Raw genomic sequence first — 22,400 nt, forward strand, 5'->3', positions numbered from 1 at the left:
AAAATTGGCACAGCGATTGCTTAGCGTATGCGGATTGAAGCGGGAGTGGCGCAAGAAATGGGGATCAGTTTTCAACAAGCATTGGGAGTACATCCGCAGGCAGTGAAGTTACGTCTTGAGAGGACCGAGCTACTGACTGCGAATCTGGCGAATGTCGATACGCCAAATTTCAAGGCTAAAGATATTGATTTTGCCAGGGAGATGCAACGGGCAAATAACGCGGCGGTGGATGTCCAGTATCGCGTACCGATGCAGCCATCGGAAGATGGTAACACCGTGGAACTGAACAGCGAACAGGCGCGGTTTTCACAAAATAGTATGGATTATCAAAGCAGTCTGACCTTTCTGAATCTGCAAATCAGCGGCATCAGAGAGGCCATTGAAGGGAAATAAGCATGTCATTTACTGATATCTATCAGATTTCCGGCTCGGCGATGACGGCGCAAACGCTACGTCTGAATACCGTTGCCAGTAACCTGGCAAATGCCAATGCGCCCGCTGGCAGCGAGGCGCAGGCGTATAAAGCGCGCAGCCCGGTGTTTGCGGCGGTCTATCACCACAGCTTGCTGGCGGGAACGCATCGCCATGCCATTGACGGTGCCAGCGTGCAGGTGCAGGACGTGCTGCAAACCGGCGGGGCGGTGAAACGCTATGAACCGCATTCGCCGCTGGCGGATGCCAACGGTGATGTCTGGTATCCCGATGTCAACGTGGTGGAACAGATGGCGGACATGATGTCGGCTTCGCGCGATTTTGAAACTAACGTCGATGTGCTCAACAACGTGAAAAGTATGCAGCAAAGCCTGCTGAAACTGGGAGAAGCCTGATGAATACCCTGGCGCTGAATGCGCAATCACCGCAGCCGACCGCCACGGCGGAAAGCAACACTGTGGCGGCCAGCGACACGACAAGCAGCAGCGATAGCTCGCCCGTTGATACCTTTCTGACGCTGTTTGTCGCCGAGATCCAAAACCAGGACCCGACCGATGCCACCGAATATATCGACCAGCTTTCGTCGATGGCGCAGGTGGCGATGATGGAAGAGATGAGCGTGCAGGCCAATACCAACGCGGTGCTGATGAGCAACATTCAGGTGATGGCGCTCGGCAACCTGGTGGGCGACGACATTATGGTGCAGACCACCGCCTTGCAGGTGAGTGACCAGACCATTAACGGTCGCGCCACACTGGACGACGCCTGTACCACCGCCGAACTCCACTTTACCGATGCCGCGGGCGATGACTACACCGTCTCGCTGATCCCGGAAGGGAGTTCGTCGGTTGGACCAGGCCAGGTTGATTTCTCGATTAATCCGGCGGATTACGGCATCCCGCCGGGTGATTACGACGTTTCGGTGGTGACCAACACCGGGGAAGAAGAGGTACCGATTGAAGTCTCCGGCGAAGTGGAAGATGTGCGCATCCCGCTCGACGGCAGCTCCCCGGTACTTAACGTTGCCGGTGTAGGTGAAGTGCCGTTCACCATGATTAGCCAGTTTGGCGTACCCGATGCCGACAGTGATGTGGCGTAAGAATCAATTAACAGGAAGACACAATGAGTTATGAAATTGCCGCAACGGGGCTGAATGCCGTTAACGAACAGCTGGACGGGATCAGTAACAACATCGCCAACGCCGGAACGGTGGGCTATAAATCGATGACCACCCAGTTTTCCGCCATGTATGCCGGAAGCCAGGCAATGGGCGTCAGCGTGGCGGGCACCGCGCAAAGTATTTCGCGCGGCGGTTCGCTGGTCTCCACCGGTAATGCGCTGGATCTGGCGATTAACGACGACGGCTTTTTTGTGATGTGCGACAGCGCAGGCAACATCTCTTATACCCGCGCCGGATCGTTTGAAACGGACAAAGACGGCTATATCGTTAACGCCTCGGGCGCTTATTTACAGGGCTATCCGGTCGATGACAGCGGCACCCTGCAAACCGGTACGGTCACCGATATCCAGATCAAAACCGGCAATATCCCGGCGCAGGCCAGCAGCAGCCTGACCTTTACCGCCAACTTCGATGCCAGCGATGCGGCTATAGACCGTACAACCGTACCGTTCGACGCGACCAACAGCAGCTCGTATACCGACAGCTACACCACCACAGTATATGACTCATTAGGCAACGAACACTCGGTATGCCAGTATTTCACCAAAACCAGCGACAACACCTGGGAAGTGCAGTACACCTTCGACGGTCAGCAGCAGACCGGCGTTCCTGCGACCACATTAACCTTCGACCCGAACACCGGGAAACTGACCTCGCCAACCACGCCGCAGACCATTGAATTTCAAACCGACGCCGCCGCGCCCATCGACTTAACCGTCGATTACTCCACCTGTACGCAATACGGCTCTGAATTTTCGGTCACCACCAACTCCGCCAACGGTTACGCTTCCGCCACGCAAAACGGTGTGCAGGTTGATGACGACGGTAAAGTTTACGCCACCTACAGCAACGGCGAACGCATGTTGCAGGGACAGGTGGTGCTGGCGACGTTCCCTAACGATGACGGCCTGCAAGCCGTAAGCGGCACCGCGTGGGTACAAACCGGAGAATCCGGCACGCCACTGATTGGTGTTCCCGGTTCCGGAACCTGCGGCACGCTCACGTCGGGAGCGCTTGAGAGCTCTAACGTCGATATCACCAGCGAACTGGTTAACCTGATGACCGCCCAGCGTAACTATCAGGCCAACACCAAAGTTATCGCCACCAGCACGCAGCTCGATGACGCGCTGTTCCAGGCAATGTAATGGATCGCTTGATTTATACCGCCCTGAGCGGGGCTTCTCAGACGTTGTACGAGCAGCAAATTAGTGCCAACAACCTGGCGAACGTCAACACCAACGGTTTTCGCGCCGATATGGCGATGGCGACCAACGACAAGGTGAAAGGCGGCGGCTTCGACACGCGCTATATGGCGCAGGAAGGGGCCAGCGGCGTGAACGACAGCACGGGTGTGGCGGAGAAAACCGAACGCCCGCTGGACGTGGCGATTCAGGGGGCGGGTTACATTGCGGTGCAGGATAAAAACGGCAACGAAGTCTATACCCGCAACGGCAATATTCAGCAGAACGATCAGGGGCAACTGACCATCGACGGCAATCTGGTGCTGGGGGATAACGGCCCGATCATTCTGCCGCCGAACGCCATCGCCTCTTTTGGCAGCGACGGCACGCTCTCGGTGACGCCCGATGACGGCGACGTGACCGCCACGATGGATATCGACCGCCTGAAGCTGGTGGATATCCCTGTCGCTAACCTGGCGAAAAATCCTGAAGGGATGCTGGTGACTAGCGACGGCATTCCGGCCCAGCGCGATGAAAACATCAAAGTCAGCGGCGGTTTTCTCGAAGGCAGCAACGTCTCGGCGGTGAGCGAAATGATGTCGTCCATCGCCATGAATCGCCAGTTTGAAGCGCAGATCAAGATGATGAAAACTGCCGAAGATATCAGCGACGCGGGCAACCGCTTATTGCGCGGCTCGTGATAACAGACATCAGGGAATAAAGCACCATGAACGCAGCATTATGGATCAGCAAAACCGGCCTCTCGGCGCAGGATGCTGAAATGAGCGCGATTGCCAACAACATCGCCAACGTTAACACCACCGGCTTCAAGCGCGACCGGGTGATGTTTCAGGATCTGTTCTACCAGACCCAGGAAGCGCCGGGCGCGATGCTCGACCAGAACAACATCATGCCGACCGGGCTGCAATTCGGTAGCGGCGTGCGCATTGTCGGCACTCAGAAAACCTTTACCGAAGGCAACGTCGAAACCACCGACAACGCGATGAATGTCGCCATTATGGGGCAGGGGTTTTTGCAGGTGCAAAAGGCCAACGGCGATATCGCCTATACCCGCGACGGCAATTTGCAGGTGAATGCCGACGGCGTGCTAACCAACTCGCAGGGCTTGCCATTGCAGCCGGAAATCGACGTTCCGGCGGGGGCGACGAATGTTGCGTTTGGTGAGGACGGTACGGTGACGGCTATCTTACCCGGCGACAGCGACGTGACCGAGTTAGGGCAACTGACGCTGGTGAACTTCGCCAACCCGGCGGGGCTTTCCGCCGAGGGCGACAACCTCTATCTGGAAACCGCCGCCAGCGGTCAGCCGACCGAAGGCGTACCGGGCGAAGATGGGCTTGGCACCTTGCAGGACAATGCGCTCGAAGGCTCGAACGTGGATATCGTCAACGAAATGGTGGCGATGATTACGGTGCAACGCGCGTACGAGATGAACGCCAAAATGGTTTCGGCGGCGGACGATATGTTGCAGTACATCAGTCAGACGCTGTAAGGCGAAATGTCGGATGCGACGCTGACGCGTCTTATCCGACCTACAAAAGCGCATAACTCACTGTATTTAAAACAGGCAGAACGTGAAAAATTATCTCTGGCTGGTGGCGCTGCTTCCCCTGCTTAGCGGGTGTGAATCGCAGGCCATTCTGGTCAAAAAAGACGACGCATACTTTGCGCCACCGAAAACCGAAGCGCCGCCTCCGGCAGACGGGCGTGCCGGGGGCGTGTTTGAAACGGGCTACAACTGGTCGCTAACCGCCGATCGGCGGGCTTACCGCGTGGGCGATATCCTGACGGTGATCCTCGAAGAATCGACCCAGTCGAGCAAACAGGCGAAAACCAACTTTGGCAAAAGCAACAGCGTCGATATCACCGCGCCAACGGTATTTGGTCACACCAAAAATAACCTTTCCGGCTCCATCGACGCCAACCGCGACTTTGACGGCAGCGCCACGTCCCAGCAGCAGAACAGCCTGCGCGGGGAGATCACCGTTTCCGTTCATGCGGTGCAGCCTAACGGCATCCTGGAAATTCGCGGCGAGAAATGGCTCACCCTCAATCAGGGCGATGAGTACATCCGCTTAAGCGGCCTGGTGCGCGCCGACGATATCCAGAATGACAACTCGGTCTCCTCCCAGCGGATCGCCGACGCCCGCATCTCCTATGCCGGACGTGGCGCGTTAAGTGACGCCAACGCCGCAGGCTGGCTGACCCGGCTGTTTAACCATCCTCTGTTCCCGATTTAATGCCGGAGAGTGCAATGCAAAACTGGATAAAAACGGTGATGGTAGCCGTAACCCTGGCGCTACCCGGTGTGGCGCTGGCGCAATCGCTGGAGTCGCTGGTCAACGTACAGGGCGTGCGTGAAAACCAACTGGTCGGCTACAGCCTGGTGGTCGGCCTCGACGGTACGGGCGATAAAAACCAGGTCAAATTCACCAACCAGACCATCACCAATATGCTGCGCCAGTTTGGCGTGCAGTTGCCAAATAAAATCGACCCGAAGGTGAAAAACGTCGCCGCGGTGGCGGTGAGTGCCACGTTGCCGCCGATGTACTCGCGCGGGCAGACCATTGATGTCACCGTCTCGTCGATTGGCGATGCCAAAAGTATTCGCGGCGGCACCTTGCTGCTGACCCAGTTGCACGGCGCAGATGGCGAAGTGTATGCCCTGGCGCAGGGCAGCGTGGTGGTGGGCGGGATGAACGCCACCGGGGCCAGCGGCTCGAGCGTAACGGTTAATACGCCGACCGCCGGATTAATCCCCAATGGCGCGACGGTGGAGCGCGAAATTCCCAGCGATTTTCAGATGGGCGACACCATCACGCTTAACCTGAAACGTCCGTCGTTTAAAGACGCCAACAACATTGCGGCGGCGATCAACGCCTCGTTTGGCGGCATTGCCACGGCGCAGAGTTCCACCAACGTCACCGTGCGTGCGCCCACCAGCTCCGGCGCGCGGGTGGCGTTTATGTCGCAACTGGATGATGTGCAGGTACAGGCGGAGAAAATCCGCGCCCGCGTGGTGTTTAACTCGCGTACCGGTACGGTGGTGATGGGCGATGGCATCGCGCTGCACGCGGCGGCGGTGTCGCACGGCAGCCTGACCGTCTCAATTAACGAAACCAGCAACGTCAGCCAGCCGAATGCCTTTGCTGGCGGGCGCACGGCGGTGACGCCGCAGAGCAATATCGCGGTGAATCATGCCCGTCCGGGCGTGGTGAGTTTGCCGGAATCGAGCAGCCTGAAAACGTTGGTCAATGCGCTGAACAGTTTAGGCGCAACGCCGGACGACATTATGTCGATTTTGCAGGCGCTGCATGAAGCGGGCGCGCTGGATGCCGACCTGGAGGTGATCTGATGAAAGTCAACGCCAGCGGCGGGATTGACGGCAGCGATGCGTTAATGGGGCCGAAGGTTCAGGCCAATGATATTAAGCAGGCCGCCGAACAGTTTGAGGCGATTTTTTTACGCAACATGCTCAAAGAGATGCGAAAAACCAACGAGTTGTTTGATTCGAAAGATAACCCATTTAACAGCGATTCGGTGCGCATGATGCAGGGATTTTATGACGATGAGTTGTGTAACGCCCTGGCGCAGCAGCACGGGATAGGGATTGCGGCGATGATTGTGAAGCAGTTGTCGCCGAAGCATAGGTGAGGGGAGGTGCGCGCTGATGCCCTCACCCCGGCCCTCTCCCACAGGGAGAGGGAGAAAACCGGCACCCTGTTCAATACCGTGCTCGATCGGTCCCCTCTCCCTCAGGGAGAGGGTTAGGGTGAGGGGGCAATGCGCGCACCCCCTCCCACTTAAGAATCCCCAACTTCACGCCGCTTTTATCCGGCACGATTTACCGGTAAGGATCCAACATGGACATGATTAACATCGGCTACAGCGGCGCATCAACGGCGCAGGTGGAGCTGAACGTCACGGCGCAAAACACCGCTAACGCCATGACCACGGGCTACACCCGCCAGGTGGCGGAGATCAGCACCATCGGTGCCAGCGGCGGTTCGCCGAACAGCGCCGGAAACGGTGTGCAGGTCGACAGCATTCGTCGCGTCTCCAACCAGTATCAGGTGAATCAGGTGTGGTATGCCGCCAGCGATTACGGCTATTACAACACCCAGCAAGGGTATCTCACGCAACTGGAAGCGGTATTGAGCGACGATAACAGCAGCCTGAGCGGCGGGTTCGATAACTTTTTCGCGGCCCTCAACGAAGCGACCACCAGCCCCGATGATTCTGCCCTGCGCGAGCAGGTGATCAGCGAAGCCGGGGCGCTGTCGTTGCGTATCGATAACACGCTCGATTACATCGACTCGCAAAGCACGGAAATCATCAGCCAGCAGCAGGCGATGGTGTCGCAAATTAACACCCTCACCAGCGGCATCGCCAGCTATAACCAGCAAATCGCCCAGGCCGAAGCCAACGGCGATAACGCCTCTGCGCTGTACGATGCCCGCGACCAGATGGTGGAAGAACTCAGCGGGATGATGGATGTGCAGGTCAATATCGACGACCAGGGCAACTACAACGTCACCCTGCAAAACGGTCAGCCGCTGGTGAGCGGGCAGCAAAGCTCGACCATTGCGCTGGAAACCAACGCCGATGGCACGCCAACGATGACACTGACCTTTGCCGGAACGACCTCGACCATGACCACCGACACCGGCGGTTCATTAGGCGCACTTTTTGATTATCAAAACGACGTGCTGACGCCGCTGACCGACACCATCAACAGCATGGCGTCGCAGTTTGCCGATGCGGTCAACAACCAGCTGGCGCAGGGCTACGATCTCAACGGTAACCCCGGCGAGCCGCTGTTTATTTACGATGCCAGTAATGCCGATGGCCCGCTGACCGTTAACCCGGATATCACCGCCGATGAACTGGCGTTCTCCAGTTCGCCGGATGAAAGCGGCAACAGCGACAACCTGCAGGCGCTGATCAACATCTCCACTGAGCCGTTGGAGATAGGCAACCTCGGCAGCGTGACGGTCGGGCAAGCGTGCTCGTCAATCATCAGCAATATCGGCATTTACACTCAGCAAAACCAGACCGAAGTGACCGCTGCGTCCAATGTCTATTCTGAGGCGCAAAACCAGCAGAGCAGCGTCAGCGGCGTCAGCATGGACGAAGAGGCGGTGAACCTGATCACCTATCAACAAATTTATGAAGCCAATCTGAAAGTCATTTCCGCCGGGGCCGAGATTTTCGATTCGGTGCTGGAAATGTGCAGCTAAGCGGGAGCGCGAAAATGCGAGTAACCACTCAACAAACCTACGTCTCGATGACGCAAAGTTTTAATAATCTTTCTGGCGAACTGGCGCACGTGGTCGAGCAGATGGCAACCGGCAAGGAAATTTTGCAGCCATCGGATGATCCTATCGCCGCCACACGCATCACTCAGTTGAACCGCCAGCAGTCGGCGATTGAGCAGTATCAAAGCAATATTGACTCTGCGTCGGCGGGGTTAAGCCAGCAGGAGTCGATTCTCGATGGCGTCAACAACAGCCTGCTGGCGGTGCGCGACGACCTGCTGGAAGCAGCGAACGGCACCAATACCGCCGATTCGCTGGCAAGCCTTGGGCAGGATATTGAGTCGCTCACCGAATCGATGGTGGCGGCGCTCAACTATCAGGATGAAGACGGGCATTACGTCTTTGGCGGCACCATCAACGATCAGCCGCCGATTGTGGCGTTGGACGATGACGGTGATGGCGTGACCGATAGCTACAGCTATCAGGGTAACAGCGACCATCGCCAGACGACGGTGTCGAACGGCGTTGAAGTGGATACCAACGTGGCGGTGAGCGATTTCTTCGGAAGTAATTTAGATGTGCTCAACACGCTCAATTCGCTCTCTCAGGAGTTGCAAGACCCTAACGTTGACCCGGCAGATCCGCAGGTACAAAGCGATATTCAAAACGCCGTTAATGTGGTGGACACCGCCTCGGACGACCTCAACGCCTCGATTGCGTCGCTCGGCGAGACACAAAACACCATGTCGATGCTGAGCGATGCGCAGACCGATATCTCTACCTCTAATGATGAGTTGATTGGTTCATTGCAGGATCTCGATTACGGCCCTGCGTCGATCACCTTTACCGGACTGGAAGTGGCAATGGAAGCTACCCTCAAGACTTACTCGAAAGTGAGTGAGTTGAATTTATTCAGCGTTCTCTAACTCTTTCAGGAACAGTATGCAGGTCGGACTTACATCTTCATCACTCGCCACCGGCGGTGCGCATAGCGCTGCGGTATCGTCGTCAACCGTTGCGCCCACTCAGGCGGTGCGGCAAAAGCTCCCGGCGACGGCGAGTGAATATCCGGCCTCGCCGCTGATTACCACTCGCCCGCAGCGTTACAGCGTGCAGCTTAACGACCAGCTCACCACCTTGCAGCAGGCGGATCACTATCTCGGGCAACTGGAACAGCAGTTGCTCGATTATCGTCACAGCCTGCGTAAGGGCGGGCAGGCGCAGAGTACGGCGCTCACGCAGATGCTGGACAAACGCACCGCACTTTCCGGCGGCGCGGTGGACCGCCAGTTGCAGCCGGTGTTGCAGGGGGAAGCGCGGGTGACCTTTCACTCGCCGGATTTGGCGAATCTCGTCAACAACCCCACACCGGGAACGCGGATGTTCAGCGTTTCTGACGGGCGGCAGACCCAGCTTTCGGCGGTGATGCTGTCTGAGGATGATAACGCCGGGCAGTACCAGACACGGCTGACCAACGCCCTGCGCCGCGTAGGCGTGCAGCTGCATCAGCAAGCGGATGGCATCAGCTTCTCCACCACCGAAAAACAGTGGCCTGACATTGAACGCACGTTAAGCGTGCGCACCGATGGCGATAAATCAGCGTTTATGCCACTAAAAACCTTTGCCGAACCCTCTGAGGCTGAGCGGTTAGCGCAAAGCCTGCAACAGGGCGGGGCGGGGATTTCTCAGACGTTAGAAAACATTAATCAGCAGCGCGCGAAGATGGCTGTGCAGCAGGAAAAGGCCCGCCAGTTGATCGACGGCATGTCCCGCTTCCCGCAGACAGAAAGTGCGGTACAGGCGTCGGAAAATCTCGGCGGTGTGCTCGACAGCGCCAATCATAACTATCAGGTTTTATTGCAGGCGGTGAACGGTCAGGCGCGAATTTCCAGCCAGACGGTGAGGAATTTATTGGGGTAATTATCGGTAGGCCGGATAAGACGCGTTTAGCGTCGCATCCGGCATATATTCGTATTCATCAGCACTTCTGCACAGTATTTAACAACTTCTCTAAATTCTGATACATCGTGCTATTAATATCACTGTTCTGCCAGCCTTCCACATTAAAGGTTAATTGCCAGCTACCATTGCACTGGTTGCGCAGAACAATATCACTCTCCAGTCGGTTACGAACATATTTATAATAGGTTGTCATTGTCATATTATGCGCTGACAATAAATTATCGAGTTTGTCTTTTCCTGGTGCGAGGGTTTGTGATAGTAACGGTACGGAATTATTTTCTCCAGCAGAAGTTAAATGAAATATTTTTATTCTTGGACTGTTAATTGACTCTTTTACCAGTTGCGGGGCGTCAGGTGTACTTTTCAAGTGTGAATAGCCCACGGTCGAGCCAACAAAAATAACAGCTGCGCTCAACGCCAGCCCTATCATTTCTTTATATTTTTTTCTACCAGGTAAAGGCGGTGTTGTCGAAGATATCTTTTCTGGCACAGTTTTCTGTACCTGGTCGGTAATCATCAGCTTTTCCGCAGGCGATGATTCCGGCAAAGACACATACTCTTTATTGCACAAGTAACCTTTTTTCGGGATGGTTTTGATAATGTTCTGTTGTTTGCCATCATCGTCGATAGCAACGCGCAACGCATGGATCGCCGTCGGCAGGCTGTTACCGCCGACAATGCGGTTCTTCCATACTTCGGCACATAAATAAGATCGCGATAAAACCACATCGGCATTTTTTGCTAATGTTTCCAGCAAAATAAAATGGTATTCGCCGAGACGACGTGTTTCACCCGTTTCGCAATGTATTAAGGCATTGAGTGACGGGTCCATCCGCCAGTTGTTGATAATAATACTCATAGTTGAGTTTACCTTAGCAAGGGATAAATGGTTCCTGATAGTGCTTTACATAAAGCACAGTCTTATACGTCCCTGAGAAGATGATTTTTCTGCGTGATAATTAATATTTTATGGTAATAGGATTATTCTTAATCACTATATGGCGTGGGAATGTAACGAAATGACAGGACAGGTACAATAGCCAAATGTGTACTATTTGCAACGCAATGTAAATTTTGGCATCAGTACATTGTGAAGAAAACGCGTTAATTGATGACAATCTTAACTATATCAAGCAATTGATAAAGACATATTTTGATACCTGGCCATGTGGCAGATATTGCTAATAATCTTTTTATCTGAATTTAACCTCTGCTTTTTTTAGCTAAAAGTGGCATCGGATAATACGTGGCGAAATTTTTTTCATAGTGATTTTAAGTTTGCGCCTGAGGTGTCGTTTTTACAGGGTATCGAAACGAAAACGATTAATCCCAAGGAGCAGTATCATGTTATCTATTAACACCAATAACGCCTCAATGGCCGCCGTTAATGCAATCAGCAAAAGCAGTTCTTCTTTGTCTACATCTATGGAACGCCTGGCAACAGGTAACCGGATTAACTCTTCTGCCGATGACGCCGCAGGCAAACAGATTGCTAACCGTCTGACTGCACAGTCCAGCGGTATGGGGGTGGCACTGAGCAACATTAATGATGCAACGGCGATGCTGCAAACCGCTGACAGCATGTTCGACGAAATGTCTGATGTGCTGGGTCGTATGAAAGACCTGTCAACTCAGGCAGCGAACGGCACCTACAGCGACGATGACCTGCAGGCGATGCAGGACGAATACGACGAACTGGGCCAGCAGATGTCTGACATGCTGCAAAACACCACTTACGGCGGCACCAACCTGTTCGGTGTTTCCGGCACCAGCAACACCGGTACTGACGGCCTGTTCCAGAGCGCGGTGACTTTCCAGGTGGGAGCGGAATCTTCCGATACCATGACCGTGAACATTTCAAGCCAACTGAACACGCTGGTGACGGATCTTTCTGCTATCAGCAACTCCTTTAGTGCGGATCAGGCTGACACCACGGGCACCGCAGGCGTGTCTGGCGGTACTGAACTGACTGCGTCTGGCTCAGCTAACCAGATGATTACCAGCATTTCTACCGCGATGGATGATGTTTCGCAGATCCAATCCAAGCTGGGTGCGTCTATTAACCGTCTGAACGACACTGCCAACAACCTGACCAGCATGCAGGACAACACCGAAGTCGCTATCGGCAACATTATGGATACCGACTACGCGACGGAAGCGTCCAACATGACCAAACAGCAGGTGCTGATGCAGACCGGTATCACCATGCTGAAACAGTCCAACAGCATGTCCAGCATGGTTTCCAGCCTGCTGCAGTAGTGCGGGATTGCCGGATGCGGCGTGAACGCCTTATCCGGCCTACAAAATATTGCAAATTCAATATATTGCAGAAACCTTGTAGGCCTGATAAGCGCAGCGCATCAGGCAGTGTTGCGTTTGTCATCAGTCTCAATACCGCCTGCGGGCGGTGTTGTGCTTTTTGCGGCAGGCACTTTTCCGCCGAACCGGAAACACGCTTTCCGCCCATTTTTCAAATTATTGATTATTAACATAAAAAATATTGGCACGCCTTTTGCCAATAACCTGACATCGTTAACCGGAGTCATCAATGATTAACCCAAGAACTATTGCCCAGGAAATCGCTTATGCGGATGTCGCCACTCAGGCGGCAAATTTGCAGGAGAAGCAAACGGAGCTGGATGCCGAAAGCAGCGGCCTGGATACGCTCAGCTCGGCGTTGAGCGACTTTCAAAGTGCCGTCGATGCGCTGAACAGCGATACCGACGGCCCGGTAACATTTGCCGCCACCAGCAATAATGACTCAGCGACCGTTTCCGCTAACTCGCAGGCACAGGCGGGAAGCTACTCATTTTTCGTTGAGCAACTGGCGCAGGGGCAGCAGACCACGTTCAGTATGGGCGACGACGCCTTTTCCGCTACCGGCACCTTCGAGCTGACGATGGGCGACAGCACCATGGATATCGACCTGGCGGCGGCGGATCAGAACGGTGACGGCGACGGTTTTATCGACGCCAGCGAGCTGGTGAATGCGATTAACGACTCTGACGATAACCCCGGCGTTTCAGCGGCACTGGTAAAAACCGATGGCACCACCACCATTATGCTCACCTCGGATAGCACCGGGGCGCAGAGCGCGTTTTCGGTGAGCGTAACGGGGCATGATGCCAGCAACGACAGCGCCAGCGCGCCCGTTGCTACGGATGTTTCCTCCGCTCAGGACGCGATTATTCATCTCGGCAGTGCCACGGGGCCCGCCATCACCAATAGCAGCAACACCTTTGATGATGTGATCCCCGGCGTCACCATGACTTTTACCGAAGTCAGCGATTCTGACAGCGATCTCACTACCTTTAACATCAGCGAAGATTCCAGCGCCAGCCAGGAGAAAGTACAGACCTTTGTTGATGCCTATAACACCTTGATTGATACGGTTGATTCATTGACCACCCACGGTGATGACAGTACCAGCGCCGGGGTATTTGCGGGTGATGCCGGACTCAGCTCACTGGCGAACCAGCTCGATGATATCGCCCATGCCAGCTACAACGGGGTGTCGATTGTTGACTATGGCATCACGCTTGATTCTCACGGCCACTTACAGATTGACTCCGACCAGTTCAACGACGAAATGGCGAAAAATCCTGACGGTCTGACCTCTATTTTCGTTGGCGACAACAGCATGGTGGCACAGATGGACGATCTGATTAACACCTACACGGACTCCAGCAACGGCATCATCACCCTGCGCCAGCAGAACATTGACGATCAGATGAGCAAAATTCAGGACGAAGGCGATCAGCTTACCGATACCTATAACGCCAACTACGACCGTTATCTGGAGGAGTACACCAACACGCTGGTTGAGGTGTACACCATGAAAGCCAGCATGGCGGCATTCGCGTAACTCAGAAGGAATATCCCTAAAGATGTACCAAGTACAGGATGGCTATTCGCAATATAAAGAGATCGATCTCGCGGCGCGTACAGCGGCGGCATCGCCTCTGGAACTGGTGCTGGTGCTGTTTTCTGGCCTGATGGACGAGCTGGAACGCGCCAAAAGTCATATTGAAGGGCGGCGTTTCGAGAAGAAAGCCCAGAGCATCAATAAATGCATCGACATTCTCAATGCGCTCACCAGTTCGCTGGAATTTGAAACCGGCGGCGAGCTGGTGGTCAACCTTTCACGCCTCTATGACCACTGTGTGTATCGCTTGTATGAGGCCAGCGGCGAACTGTCGGCAGAGAAAATCGATGAAGTGATGCTGATTTTAAGCAACCTGCGCGAAGGCTGGGAAGGGCTTTCGGGCAAGCTGGGTTAAGACGATGGAAAAACAATGCAGGCAACTTTTCGCGCTGGTTGAGGCGATGAATGAGGCACTGGATAAACAACGCTGGCGACGCCTTCCGGCACTGCATCAGCAATTGATGCGCCAGTTTCACGATTACGCGGCGGCGGAAACCGATGCGGCGCAGTTGTGTGCGGTGAAAGCACAATTGTACGGCGCGTTTAATGCCCTGATTAAACGGCGCGAGCAGCGTGCAGAAGTGTTGAAGGCGCGTATGGAACAGCATCAGCGCCATCAGGAAGGCGTGCTGGCCTACTCAATTGTTAATTTATTATCGGAGAAGTCATGAATCCGGCATTGCTTGCCACGCTCGGAACACTTGCGGAAACCGCGTCGTTGAAGGCGGATATTTTACCGTCGGTGAGCAGTGAAAACGCGCTCGCGTTTACCCTGCCGAAAATGGCAGTGGCCGCAGTGGCGGAGCGCGTTCATAGCGCTAAAACCAGTCAGCAACAAGCCACGCACCCGCAGGAGAACGATCCGGTGGCGATGCAGGCGCTACTGGCACTGTTACTTCCGCAACCTGCCGCGCCGCATCAGGACACGCCGCAGCCGCGAAATGTCGCAACATCGCCGGTTATCCAGCACTTGACGAAAGCGGTGGCGCAAAACGCGTCGCAACGCTCGGCGCAGCAGCAGGAGCCCACGCCGTTGCCGCCGCAGTTGCAGGCGCTGGTCGGCCAGTTGCCACAGGCGAAACCGGAGCAGCAGGCCAGACTGGCGACTTACGCCAGTGAAGATTTACATGCCATTGCGCCGATGCAGTCGCGCGTATCGGCACAGCCCGTTCGTCCGAAACCTGAGCCAAACCGCGTGACCGCGCGCCCGCAGGTCGAGCGTAAAACGGAAAAAGTAGCAGACAGCGAGCCGGTTATTGCGCGGGCCGTGTTGCAGGTTAAGACGCCGGAGCTGGTCAGCGATCATCAGGAGATTGTCGCCAAACCAGCCACGCTTTCGATGGACGAACTGGGCGAAAAGCTGACGACGCTTCTGAAAGATCAGATCCATTTTCAGCTCAACAAACAACAGCAGATCTCCACGATACGTCTTGATCCGCCGTCGCTTGGCAAGCTCGAGATCGCCGTGCAACTCGACAACGGCAAACTGACGGTGCACATCGGCGCGAACCAAAGCGAGGTTTGTCGCGCGTTACAGCAGTTTAGCGACGATCTCCGCCAGCATCTGACGGCGCAAAATTTTATGGAGGTGAACGTACAGGTTTCCTCCGAAGGGCAGTCGCAGCAACAGCAACAACAGTCGGGCCATCAGCAGGAAGAGGTGAGTGCCGCCTTACTTCTTGACGATGCGCCTCAATTTCCACAGAACGAATCCGTTTTAATCAAAGTGTAAAGGCAAGATGAAGAAAATCGTGGTGGCGGGCGTGGTCAGCGCCGTGCTGGCGTTAGTGGTAGGGGCCGGAGCAGGATGGGGAGTCTGGCATCATTATGCCGGAAAAGGAAAACCGACTGCCGCCGCGCAGACGGAATCCGTGGAAACTCTGGATGAGAGCAAAAGCGTATTTGTGACCTTACCGGAAACCATTGTCACGCTGCATGATAAAAATGGCGCGGATCATTATTTGTCGGCGGAGTTAGTCATGGTGGTCGCCAATGATAAAGAAGCGGAAAAAATAAAACATCAGGAGCCGCTGTATCAAAGTATTGCAGTTGAATGCCTGACGGAAATGAAATTTGAAGATTTGCGCGGCATGAAAATATCTGCCATCCGCAAACTGATTTCTGACGCGCTAAAGCAAGATCTTCAGCGTCGCAAAATGAGCGCACCGTATAAGGATTTACTGGTGAAAAAAGTGGTCTTCCAGTAATCACCAGGCGGATATAAACATGCTACAGGATGTATTCGAGTCAGAAGAATTTGCTGCCGCGCCGGTATTAACCCCGCAGCAGGAGAGCCACTATTTGCAGGCCTATTTACCGTTGGTGCGTAAAGTGGTGCGGCAACTTGCCCCGCAATGTAACTGCATTATTGACCGTCAGGATATGGAACAAACGGCGTTAATGGGGCTGCTTAACGCCATTCGCCGCTACGGGCTGCCGGATGAAGGTTTTGCGGGCTATGCCGTGCACCGTATTCGCGGTGCGATTCTGGATGAGCTGCGCGCTCTCGACTGGCGACCGCGCCAGCTGCGGCAGAAATATCATCAGATGAAGGACCTGATTCGCGAAACGCGTAAGAAACTGGGGCACGAACCGGAGTGGTCAGAACTGGCTGTGGAAGGGATCTCGCATGAAGATTATCTCGAATATCAGCAACTGGAAGGAGCGGAAACGCTCGCCAGCCTTGACGAACTGCTGAACGGCGAAGGGCCTGGCATTCCGCTTGCTGGCAGGGAACTGGAAGAGCAGTTTATTACTCAGCAAATGCTGCAACAGGCGCTCTCACAATTAAGTGAAAAAGAGCAACTGATCCTCGCCATGTATTACCAGCATGAGATGAATCTCAAAGAAATTGCGCTGGTATTAGGGCTAACCGAGGCCCGAATTTGTCAACTGAATAAACAGATCGCGCAGAAAATTCGTGATTTTGTCTATCCGAATTAAAGTGAAGAAATCATGCAAAAAATATTAGGTTTACTGGTGGTGCTCGGCTGCGTATTTGGCGGATATTTTGAAGCGGGTGGACAATTAGTCGCTATCTGGCAACCGGCGGAAATGATCATTATTTTAGGCGCAGGTTTCGGGGCAATGATTATTGGTAACCCGAAACATGTGCTGAAAGAGATTGCCCATCAAATTAAAGGCGTGATCAGTAAAAAACAGCTCGGGCCGGAGTTTCAGCGTCAGCTTTTAATGTGCCTGTATGAGTTGCTCGAAATGGTGCAAAACGGCGGTCTGCGCATGCTGGATCAGCATATCGAGCAGCCGGAAGAGAGCACCATTTTCCAGAAATACCCGCTGATATTAACCCAGAAGCGGCTGGTGACTTTTATTGCCGATAACTTTCGCCTGATGGCGATGGGCAAAATCGACGCCCATGAACTGGAAGGTATTCTCGATCAGGAGCTGGACACCGCCGAAGAGTCGCTGCTCACGCCGTCGCGCTCATTGCAACGTACCGCCGAAGCGATGCCGGGGTTTGGCATTTGCGCGGCAGTGCTGGGCATCATCATCACCATGCAGTCGATTGATGGCTCTATCGCCCTGATTGGCCTGAAAGTGGCGGCGGCGCTGGTGGGGACTTTTTTAGGCGTGTTTATCTGCTACTGCCTGATGGACCCGCTCGCCAACGCCATGGAACAGCAGGCGCGGGCGGAACATTCCCTGCTGGAGTGCGTGCGTACCGTGCTGGTGGCGCAGGCGGGCGGCAAACCGACGCTGCTGGCGGTGGATGCCGGGCGTAAGCTGCTGCATCTGGCGTCCAAACCGACTTTCGCCAACCTCGACGCGTGGGTGAATGCGATGCTGGAGCAAGAATAAGCATGAGGAAGACGGGCAACCGCCGCGAGCGAGGGGCAAAAACCACCATCGTCCGGCGGCAGATCAAAAAGAATCATGCCGGGCATCACGGCGGGGCGTGGAAGGTGGCGTTCGCCGACTTTACCCTGGCGATGATGGCGCTATTCATGACGCTGTGGATTGTCAACAGCGTGAGTAAATCCGAGCGTGAAAGCATTATCGCCGCGCTGCACGGGCAGTCGATTTTCAACGGCGGCGGGCTATCGCCGTTAAATAAAATCAGCCCTACGCATCCGCCGAAACCTGCCACTGTGGCGGTGCCGGAAGAGACGGAGAAAAAAGTGCGCGATGTGAATGAGAAAACAGCGCTACTGAAGAAGAAGTCCGCTACTGAGCTTGGCGAGCTGGCGACCAGTATCAACACCATCGCCCGCGATGCGCATATGGAAGCCAATCTGGAGATGGAGATTGTCCCGCAGGGATTACGCGTGCTGATTAAAGATGACCAGAACCGCAATATGTTTGAACGCGGCAGCGCGAAGATTATGCCGTTCTTTAAAACGCTGCTGGTGGAGCTCGCGCCGGTATTCGACTCGCTCGATAACAAAATTATTATTACCGGGCATACCGATGCGATGGCCTATAAAAGCAATATCTACAACAACTGGAACCTTTCGGGTGACCGCGCGCTTTCGGCTCGTCGGGTGCTGGAAGAGGCCGGGATGCCGGAAGATAAAGTGATGCAGGTGAGCGCAATGGCGGACCAGATGCTGCTGGACACGAAAAATCCGCAAAGTGCGGGTAACCGGCGCATTGAGATTATGGTGCTCACCAAAAGCGCGTCTGATACGTTGTATCAATATTTTGGTCAGCATGGGGATAAGGTGGTGCAGCCGCTGGTGAAAAAGCTGGATAAGCAGCAGGTGCTTTCGCACCGAACGCGTTAAATGCTGAATCTTTACGCATTTCTCAAACTCTGAAATCACTGTATACTTTACCAGTATTGAGAGGTGAGCAATGCGTAAAATCATTCATGTGGATATGGACTGCTTTTTCGCCGCGGTGGAGATGCGCGACAATCCCGCCCTGCGCGATATCCCTATTGCTATTGGCGGCAGCCGCGAACGCCGGGGGGTGATCAGCACCGCCAATTATCCCGCGCGTAAATTTGGCGTGCGTAGCGCAATGCCAACCGGCATGGCGCTCAAACTGTGTCCGCATCTCACCTTGCTTCCAGGGCGCTTTGACGCCTACAAAGAAGCGTCAAATCATATCCGCGAAATCTTCTCTCGCTACACATCGCGTATTGAGCCGCTGTCACTGGATGAAGCCTATCTCGACGTCACCGATAGTGTCCATTGCCACGGTTCTGCGACCCTTATTGCTCAGGAAATCCGTCAGACGATTTTCAACGAGCTGCAACTTACCGCCTCTGCGGGCATTGCGCCGGTCAAGTTTCTTGCCAAAATCGCCTCTGATATGAATAAACCCAACGGACAGTTTGTGATTACGCCGGCGGACGTCCCGGCATTTCTGCAAACCTTACCGCTGGCAAAAATTCCCGGTGTCGGCAAAGTCTCGGCGGCAAAACTGGAAGCGATGGGGCTACGAACCTGTGGCGATGTACAAAAGTGTGATCTGGTGACGTTGCTTAAACGCTTTGGCAAATTTGGCCGCATTTTGTGGGAGCGTAGTCAGGGGATTGACGAGCGCGACGTTAACAGCGAAAGGTTGCGAAAATCCGTCGGTGTAGAACGCACCATGGCGGAAGATATTCATCACTGGTCTGAATGTGAAGCGATCATCGAGCGGCTTTACCCTGAACTGGAGCGTCGTCTGGCAAAGGTAAAACCTGATTTGCTGATTGCCCGCCAGGGGGTGAAATTAAAGTTCGACGATTTTCAGCAAACCACCCAGGAACACGTCTGGCCGCGGCTGAATAAAGCTGACTTGATCGCCACTGCGCGTAAAACCTGGGATGAACGCCGTGGCGGGCGCGGTGTGCGACTGGTGGGGCTGCATGTGACGTTGCTGGATCCGCAAATGGAAAGACAACTGGTGTTGGGATTATGAATAACATACAAATAAGAAACTATCAGCCTTGCGATTTTCAGCAACTATGCGCTATTTTCATTAGAGCGGTTACGATGACCGCCAGTCAGCATTATTCACCACAACAAATTGCCGCCTGGGCGCAGATTGATGAACATCGATGGAAAGAGAAACTCGCGAAATCACAAGTGCGGGTTGCTGTGATTAATGCACAACCGGTTGGTTTTATTTCCCGCATTGAACATTATATCGATATGTTATTTGTTGACCCTGAATATACCCGCCGTGGGGTTGCCAGCGCTTTGTTAAAACCTTTGATTAAGTCTGAATCCGAACTTACGGTGGACGCCAGCATAACCGCAAAACCCTTTTTTGAACGTTATGGTTTTCAGACAGTTAAGCAGCAGCGCGTTGAATGCCGGGGAGCGTGGTTTACTAATTTTCATATGCGATATAAACCGCAACACTAAATCCAGCTTGCAATGAAAATAACGCCCGCCTAATATGTGCGCGTTTTCTTATTCCACAAACTGCAAGGAGGTAAATCATGAAAAATCCTTTATCAATGACTCTTTGCAGACCTTTCCAGGATTAATTCTTTTTTTCTTGCCCTGGATTCGTCTGCCATTTCCTGATTTTTATATTTATATACTCTAAATAATTCGAGTTGCAGGAAGGCGACAAGCGAGTGAATCCCCAGGAGCTTACTAAAGTAAGTGACTGGGGTGAACGAACGCAGTCGCAGTACATGCAACTTGAAGTATGACGAGTATAAATGGAATGATACATGGGCAAATATATTCGTCCCTTATCCGATGCGGTATTTACCATTGCATCTGATGACCTGTGGATCGAGAGTTCAGCGATCCAACAATTACACATCACGGCAAATTTACCCGACATGCAACGCGTAGTAGGGATGCCAGATTTACACCCCGGACGCGGCTATCCGATTGGCGCAGCGTTCTTCTCCGTAGGCCGTTTTTACCCGGCACTGGTCGGCAATGATATCGGCTGCGGCATGGCGCTATGGCAAACAGATATTCTCGCGCGTAAATACAACGCCGATAAGTTTGAAAAGCGATTATCTGTGCTGGATGACGTTGCTGAAGAAAGCTGGCTGGAGGAAAACCTGCCGTCAGCGTTTGCACAGCATCCGTGGCGCTGCGCGCTTGGCTCTATCGGTGGCGGAAACCACTTCGCAGAACTGCAACAAGTTGATCAAATTATCGACGCTGAACTGTTTGCACTGTCAGGTCTGGATGCGCAGCATCTGCAACTGCTGGTCCATAGCGGCTCGCGTGGTTTAGGGCAGTCTATTTTACAGCGGCATATTGCCTCGTTTTCGCATCATGGTTTGCCTGAAGGCAGTGACGACGCGCTAAGTTATATTGCGGAACATGATGATGCGCTGGCGTTTGCGCGTATTAATCGCCAGCTGATCGCTTTGCGCATAATGCAACAAGTTAAGGCCAACGGAAATTCGGTTCTGGATGTGGCGCATAACTTTGTTAGCGCATGTCGAATCGGCGATCAACAAGGATGGTTACACCGTAAAGGGGCTACGCCGGATGACAACGGTCTGGTGATTATTCCCGGTTCACGCGGTGATTACTCCTGGCTGGTTAAGCCTGTTGCGAACGAAAAAACGCTCCACTCGCTGGCGCATGGGGCAGGGCGTAAATGGGGGCGCACCGAGTGTAAAGGGCGTCTGGCAGCGAAATACACAGCGACGCAGCTCTCACGTACTGAACTTGGCAGCCGGGTAATTTGTCGCGATAAACAACTCATCTTTGAAGAAGCGCCACAAGCCTATAAATCGGCTGAAAGTGTGGTGCAATGTCTGGTGCAGGCCGGTTTAATTATTCCTGTCGCGCGACTGCGTCCGGTGCTGACGCTCAAAAACAGTGGAGGGAAAAAAGGATGATCTTGCTACAACTCTCCTCAGCTCAGGGACCGGAAGAATGTTGTCTCGCAGTGAAAAAGGCACTGGACAGGCTGATTAAAGAAGCTGCCCGACAAGACGTCGCGGTAACGGTGCTGGAAACAGAAACGGGTCGCTACTCTGACACACTACGTTCGGCGCTGGTTTCACTTGATGGCGACAACGCATGGGCACTAAGCGAAAGCTGGTGTGGCACTATCCAGTGGATTTGTCCGAGTCCGTATCGCCCTCATCATGGGCGCAAAAACTGGTTTCTGGGCATTGGGCGTTTTACTGCAGATGAGCAGGAGCAATCCGATGCGATCCATTATGAGACGCTGCGTTCGTCGGGGCCGGGCGGTCAACATGTCAATAAAACCGACTCGGCTGTGCGCGCCACGCATCTGGCATCCGGTATTAGGGTGAAGGTTCAGTCAGAGCGCAGTCAGCATGCTAACAAACGGCTGGCGCGATTACTGATTGCCTGGAAGCTGGAACAACAGCGACAGGAAAATAGCGCGGCGCTGAAATCGCAGCGGCGAATGTTCCATCACCAGATTGAACGTGGCAACCCGCGACGGACGTTTACAGGGATGGCTTTTATCGCTGTGTAATTGAGGAATGTCACCCGCCGTTTTCTTCGTGAAAGCGGCGGGCAAAAATGAAA

At 54.0% G+C, this 22,400-nt stretch carries 27 protein-coding genes; 26 read left to right on the plus strand and 1 reads right to left on the minus strand.

The window, feature by feature from the left end:
- The first annotated feature begins 57 nt into the window (after positions 1 to 57).
- From QUF14_RS01455 to QUF14_RS01510, 12 genes are all read left to right on the plus strand, one after another.
- Positions 58 to 393, plus strand: coding sequence for a flagellar basal body protein (locus QUF14_RS01455; RefSeq protein WP_000512950.1), 336 nt, complete (start codon positions 58 to 60; stop codon positions 391 to 393).
- A 2-nt stretch (positions 394 to 395) separates the two neighbouring features.
- Positions 396 to 827, plus strand: coding sequence for a flagellar basal body rod protein FlgC (gene flgC / locus QUF14_RS01460; RefSeq protein ID WP_000010945.1), 432 nt, complete (start codon positions 396 to 398; stop codon positions 825 to 827).
- Positions 827 to 1,531, plus strand: coding sequence for a flagellar hook capping FlgD N-terminal domain-containing protein (locus QUF14_RS01465; protein ID WP_286333261.1), 705 nt, complete (start codon positions 827 to 829; stop codon positions 1,529 to 1,531). Before flgC ends, QUF14_RS01465 begins: the two co-directional genes overlap by 1 nt.
- 23 nt (positions 1,532 to 1,554) lie before the next feature.
- Positions 1,555 to 2,757 (plus strand): flagellar hook protein FlgE, encoded by a 1,203-nt coding sequence (gene flgE / locus QUF14_RS01470; protein ID WP_000119515.1) that lies wholly within the window; start codon positions 1,555 to 1,557, stop codon positions 2,755 to 2,757.
- Positions 2,757 to 3,494, plus strand: a complete 738-nt coding sequence (locus QUF14_RS01475) for a flagellar basal body rod protein FlgF (RefSeq protein ID WP_000375460.1) — start codon at positions 2,757 to 2,759, stop codon at positions 3,492 to 3,494. Before flgE ends, QUF14_RS01475 begins: the two co-directional genes overlap by 1 nt.
- Before the next feature lie 26 nt (positions 3,495 to 3,520).
- The gene (gene flgG, locus QUF14_RS01480) at positions 3,521 to 4,306 is read left to right on the plus strand and encodes a flagellar basal-body rod protein FlgG (protein ID WP_000990540.1); all 786 of its coding nucleotides are present in this window, start codon (positions 3,521 to 3,523) and stop codon (positions 4,304 to 4,306) included.
- An 82-nt stretch (positions 4,307 to 4,388) separates the two neighbouring features.
- Positions 4,389 to 5,054 (plus strand): flagellar basal body L-ring protein FlgH, encoded by a 666-nt coding sequence (flgH, locus tag QUF14_RS01485; protein ID WP_000800865.1) that lies wholly within the window; start codon positions 4,389 to 4,391, stop codon positions 5,052 to 5,054.
- Between the two features lie 14 nt (positions 5,055 to 5,068).
- Complete coding sequence (locus QUF14_RS01490; RefSeq protein ID WP_001181892.1) at positions 5,069 to 6,169, plus strand: flagellar basal body P-ring protein FlgI; 1,101 nt, start codon at positions 5,069 to 5,071, stop codon at positions 6,167 to 6,169.
- Positions 6,169 to 6,468 (plus strand): rod-binding protein, encoded by a 300-nt coding sequence (locus tag QUF14_RS01495; protein WP_000867177.1) that lies wholly within the window; start codon positions 6,169 to 6,171, stop codon positions 6,466 to 6,468. Before QUF14_RS01490 ends, QUF14_RS01495 begins: the two co-directional genes overlap by 1 nt.
- A gap of 209 nt (positions 6,469 to 6,677) precedes the next feature.
- Positions 6,678 to 8,054: a flagellar hook-associated protein FlgK gene (flgK, locus tag QUF14_RS01500; protein ID WP_000367221.1), complete on the plus strand. Its 1,377-nt coding sequence runs from the start codon at positions 6,678 to 6,680 to the stop codon at positions 8,052 to 8,054.
- Positions 8,055 to 8,068: 14 nt separating this feature from the next.
- Complete coding sequence (gene flgL, locus QUF14_RS01505) at positions 8,069 to 8,998, plus strand: flagellar hook-associated protein FlgL (protein WP_001266812.1); 930 nt, start codon at positions 8,069 to 8,071, stop codon at positions 8,996 to 8,998.
- A 16-nt stretch (positions 8,999 to 9,014) separates the two neighbouring features.
- A complete protein-coding gene (locus QUF14_RS01510; RefSeq protein WP_001195931.1) occupies positions 9,015 to 9,992 on the plus strand; it encodes a hypothetical protein in 978 nt (325 codons plus the stop codon).
- Between the two features lie 58 nt (positions 9,993 to 10,050).
- On the opposite strand, the gene QUF14_RS01515 is transcribed toward QUF14_RS01510, so the two are convergent.
- Positions 10,051 to 10,893 carry a winged helix-turn-helix domain-containing protein gene (locus tag QUF14_RS01515; protein WP_000022373.1) on the minus strand — a complete coding sequence of 281 codons (843 nt, stop codon included), beginning with the start codon at positions 10,891 to 10,893 and terminating at the stop codon, positions 10,051 to 10,053.
- A gap of 485 nt (positions 10,894 to 11,378) precedes the next feature.
- Here QUF14_RS01515 and lafA point away from each other — a divergent pair, with 485 nt between their 5' ends.
- The 14 genes from lafA (at position 11,379) to prfH (ending at position 22,347) form a co-directional block, all read left to right on the plus strand.
- Positions 11,379 to 12,293 (plus strand): lateral flagellin LafA, encoded by a 915-nt coding sequence (lafA, locus tag QUF14_RS01520; protein ID WP_000949083.1) that lies wholly within the window; start codon positions 11,379 to 11,381, stop codon positions 12,291 to 12,293.
- A 21-nt stretch (positions 12,294 to 12,314) separates the two neighbouring features.
- Positions 12,315 to 12,590: a hypothetical protein gene (locus QUF14_RS01525; RefSeq protein ID WP_237710166.1), complete on the plus strand. Its 276-nt coding sequence runs from the start codon at positions 12,315 to 12,317 to the stop codon at positions 12,588 to 12,590.
- Positions 12,583 to 13,899, plus strand: a complete 1,317-nt coding sequence (gene fliD / locus QUF14_RS01530; RefSeq protein WP_000609687.1) for a flagellar filament capping protein FliD — start codon at positions 12,583 to 12,585, stop codon at positions 13,897 to 13,899. The genes QUF14_RS01525 and fliD overlap by 8 nt, the downstream gene beginning before the upstream one ends.
- Positions 13,900 to 13,921: 22 nt before the next feature.
- The gene (fliS, locus tag QUF14_RS01535) at positions 13,922 to 14,314 is read left to right on the plus strand and encodes a flagellar export chaperone FliS (protein ID WP_000285319.1); all 393 of its coding nucleotides are present in this window, start codon (positions 13,922 to 13,924) and stop codon (positions 14,312 to 14,314) included.
- A gap of 4 nt (positions 14,315 to 14,318) precedes the next feature.
- A complete protein-coding gene (locus QUF14_RS01540; RefSeq protein WP_000414761.1) occupies positions 14,319 to 14,630 on the plus strand; it encodes a hypothetical protein in 312 nt (103 codons plus the stop codon).
- A complete protein-coding gene (locus QUF14_RS01545) occupies positions 14,627 to 15,691 on the plus strand; it encodes a flagellar hook-length control protein FliK (protein ID WP_001067488.1) in 1,065 nt (354 codons plus the stop codon). The genes QUF14_RS01540 and QUF14_RS01545 overlap by 4 nt, the downstream gene beginning before the upstream one ends.
- A gap of 7 nt (positions 15,692 to 15,698) precedes the next feature.
- The gene (locus tag QUF14_RS01550; RefSeq protein WP_000725253.1) at positions 15,699 to 16,166 is read left to right on the plus strand and encodes a flagellar basal body-associated FliL family protein; all 468 of its coding nucleotides are present in this window, start codon (positions 15,699 to 15,701) and stop codon (positions 16,164 to 16,166) included.
- A gap of 19 nt (positions 16,167 to 16,185) precedes the next feature.
- On the plus strand, positions 16,186 to 16,902 hold the full coding sequence (locus QUF14_RS01555; protein WP_000938727.1) for a FliA/WhiG family RNA polymerase sigma factor: 717 nt from the start codon (positions 16,186 to 16,188) through the stop codon (positions 16,900 to 16,902).
- Positions 16,903 to 16,914: 12 nt separating this feature from the next.
- A complete protein-coding gene (motA, locus tag QUF14_RS01560; RefSeq protein ID WP_001169517.1) occupies positions 16,915 to 17,778 on the plus strand; it encodes a flagellar motor stator protein MotA in 864 nt (287 codons plus the stop codon).
- A 2-nt stretch (positions 17,779 to 17,780) separates the two neighbouring features.
- Positions 17,781 to 18,704: a putative lateral flagellar export/assembly protein LafU gene (gene lafU, locus QUF14_RS01565; protein WP_001232568.1), complete on the plus strand. Its 924-nt coding sequence runs from the start codon at positions 17,781 to 17,783 to the stop codon at positions 18,702 to 18,704.
- A 70-nt stretch (positions 18,705 to 18,774) separates the two neighbouring features.
- A complete protein-coding gene (gene dinB, locus QUF14_RS01570) occupies positions 18,775 to 19,830 on the plus strand; it encodes a DNA polymerase IV (RefSeq protein WP_001226156.1) in 1,056 nt (351 codons plus the stop codon).
- A complete protein-coding gene (locus tag QUF14_RS01575) occupies positions 19,827 to 20,279 on the plus strand; it encodes a GNAT family N-acetyltransferase (RefSeq protein WP_001059866.1) in 453 nt (150 codons plus the stop codon). Before dinB ends, QUF14_RS01575 begins: the two co-directional genes overlap by 4 nt.
- 317 nt (positions 20,280 to 20,596) lie before the next feature.
- The gene (locus tag QUF14_RS01580; protein WP_000521570.1) at positions 20,597 to 21,736 is read left to right on the plus strand and encodes an RNA ligase RtcB family protein; all 1,140 of its coding nucleotides are present in this window, start codon (positions 20,597 to 20,599) and stop codon (positions 21,734 to 21,736) included.
- On the plus strand, positions 21,733 to 22,347 hold the full coding sequence (gene prfH / locus QUF14_RS01585) for a peptide chain release factor H (RefSeq protein ID WP_000602108.1): 615 nt from the start codon (positions 21,733 to 21,735) through the stop codon (positions 22,345 to 22,347). Before QUF14_RS01580 ends, prfH begins: the two co-directional genes overlap by 4 nt.
- Positions 22,348 to 22,400: the final 53 nt, after the last annotated feature.

This window comes from Escherichia sp. HH091_1A (assembly GCF_030295175.1).
GTDB classification, from domain to species: Bacteria; Pseudomonadota; Gammaproteobacteria; order Enterobacterales; family Enterobacteriaceae; genus Escherichia; species Escherichia coli_F.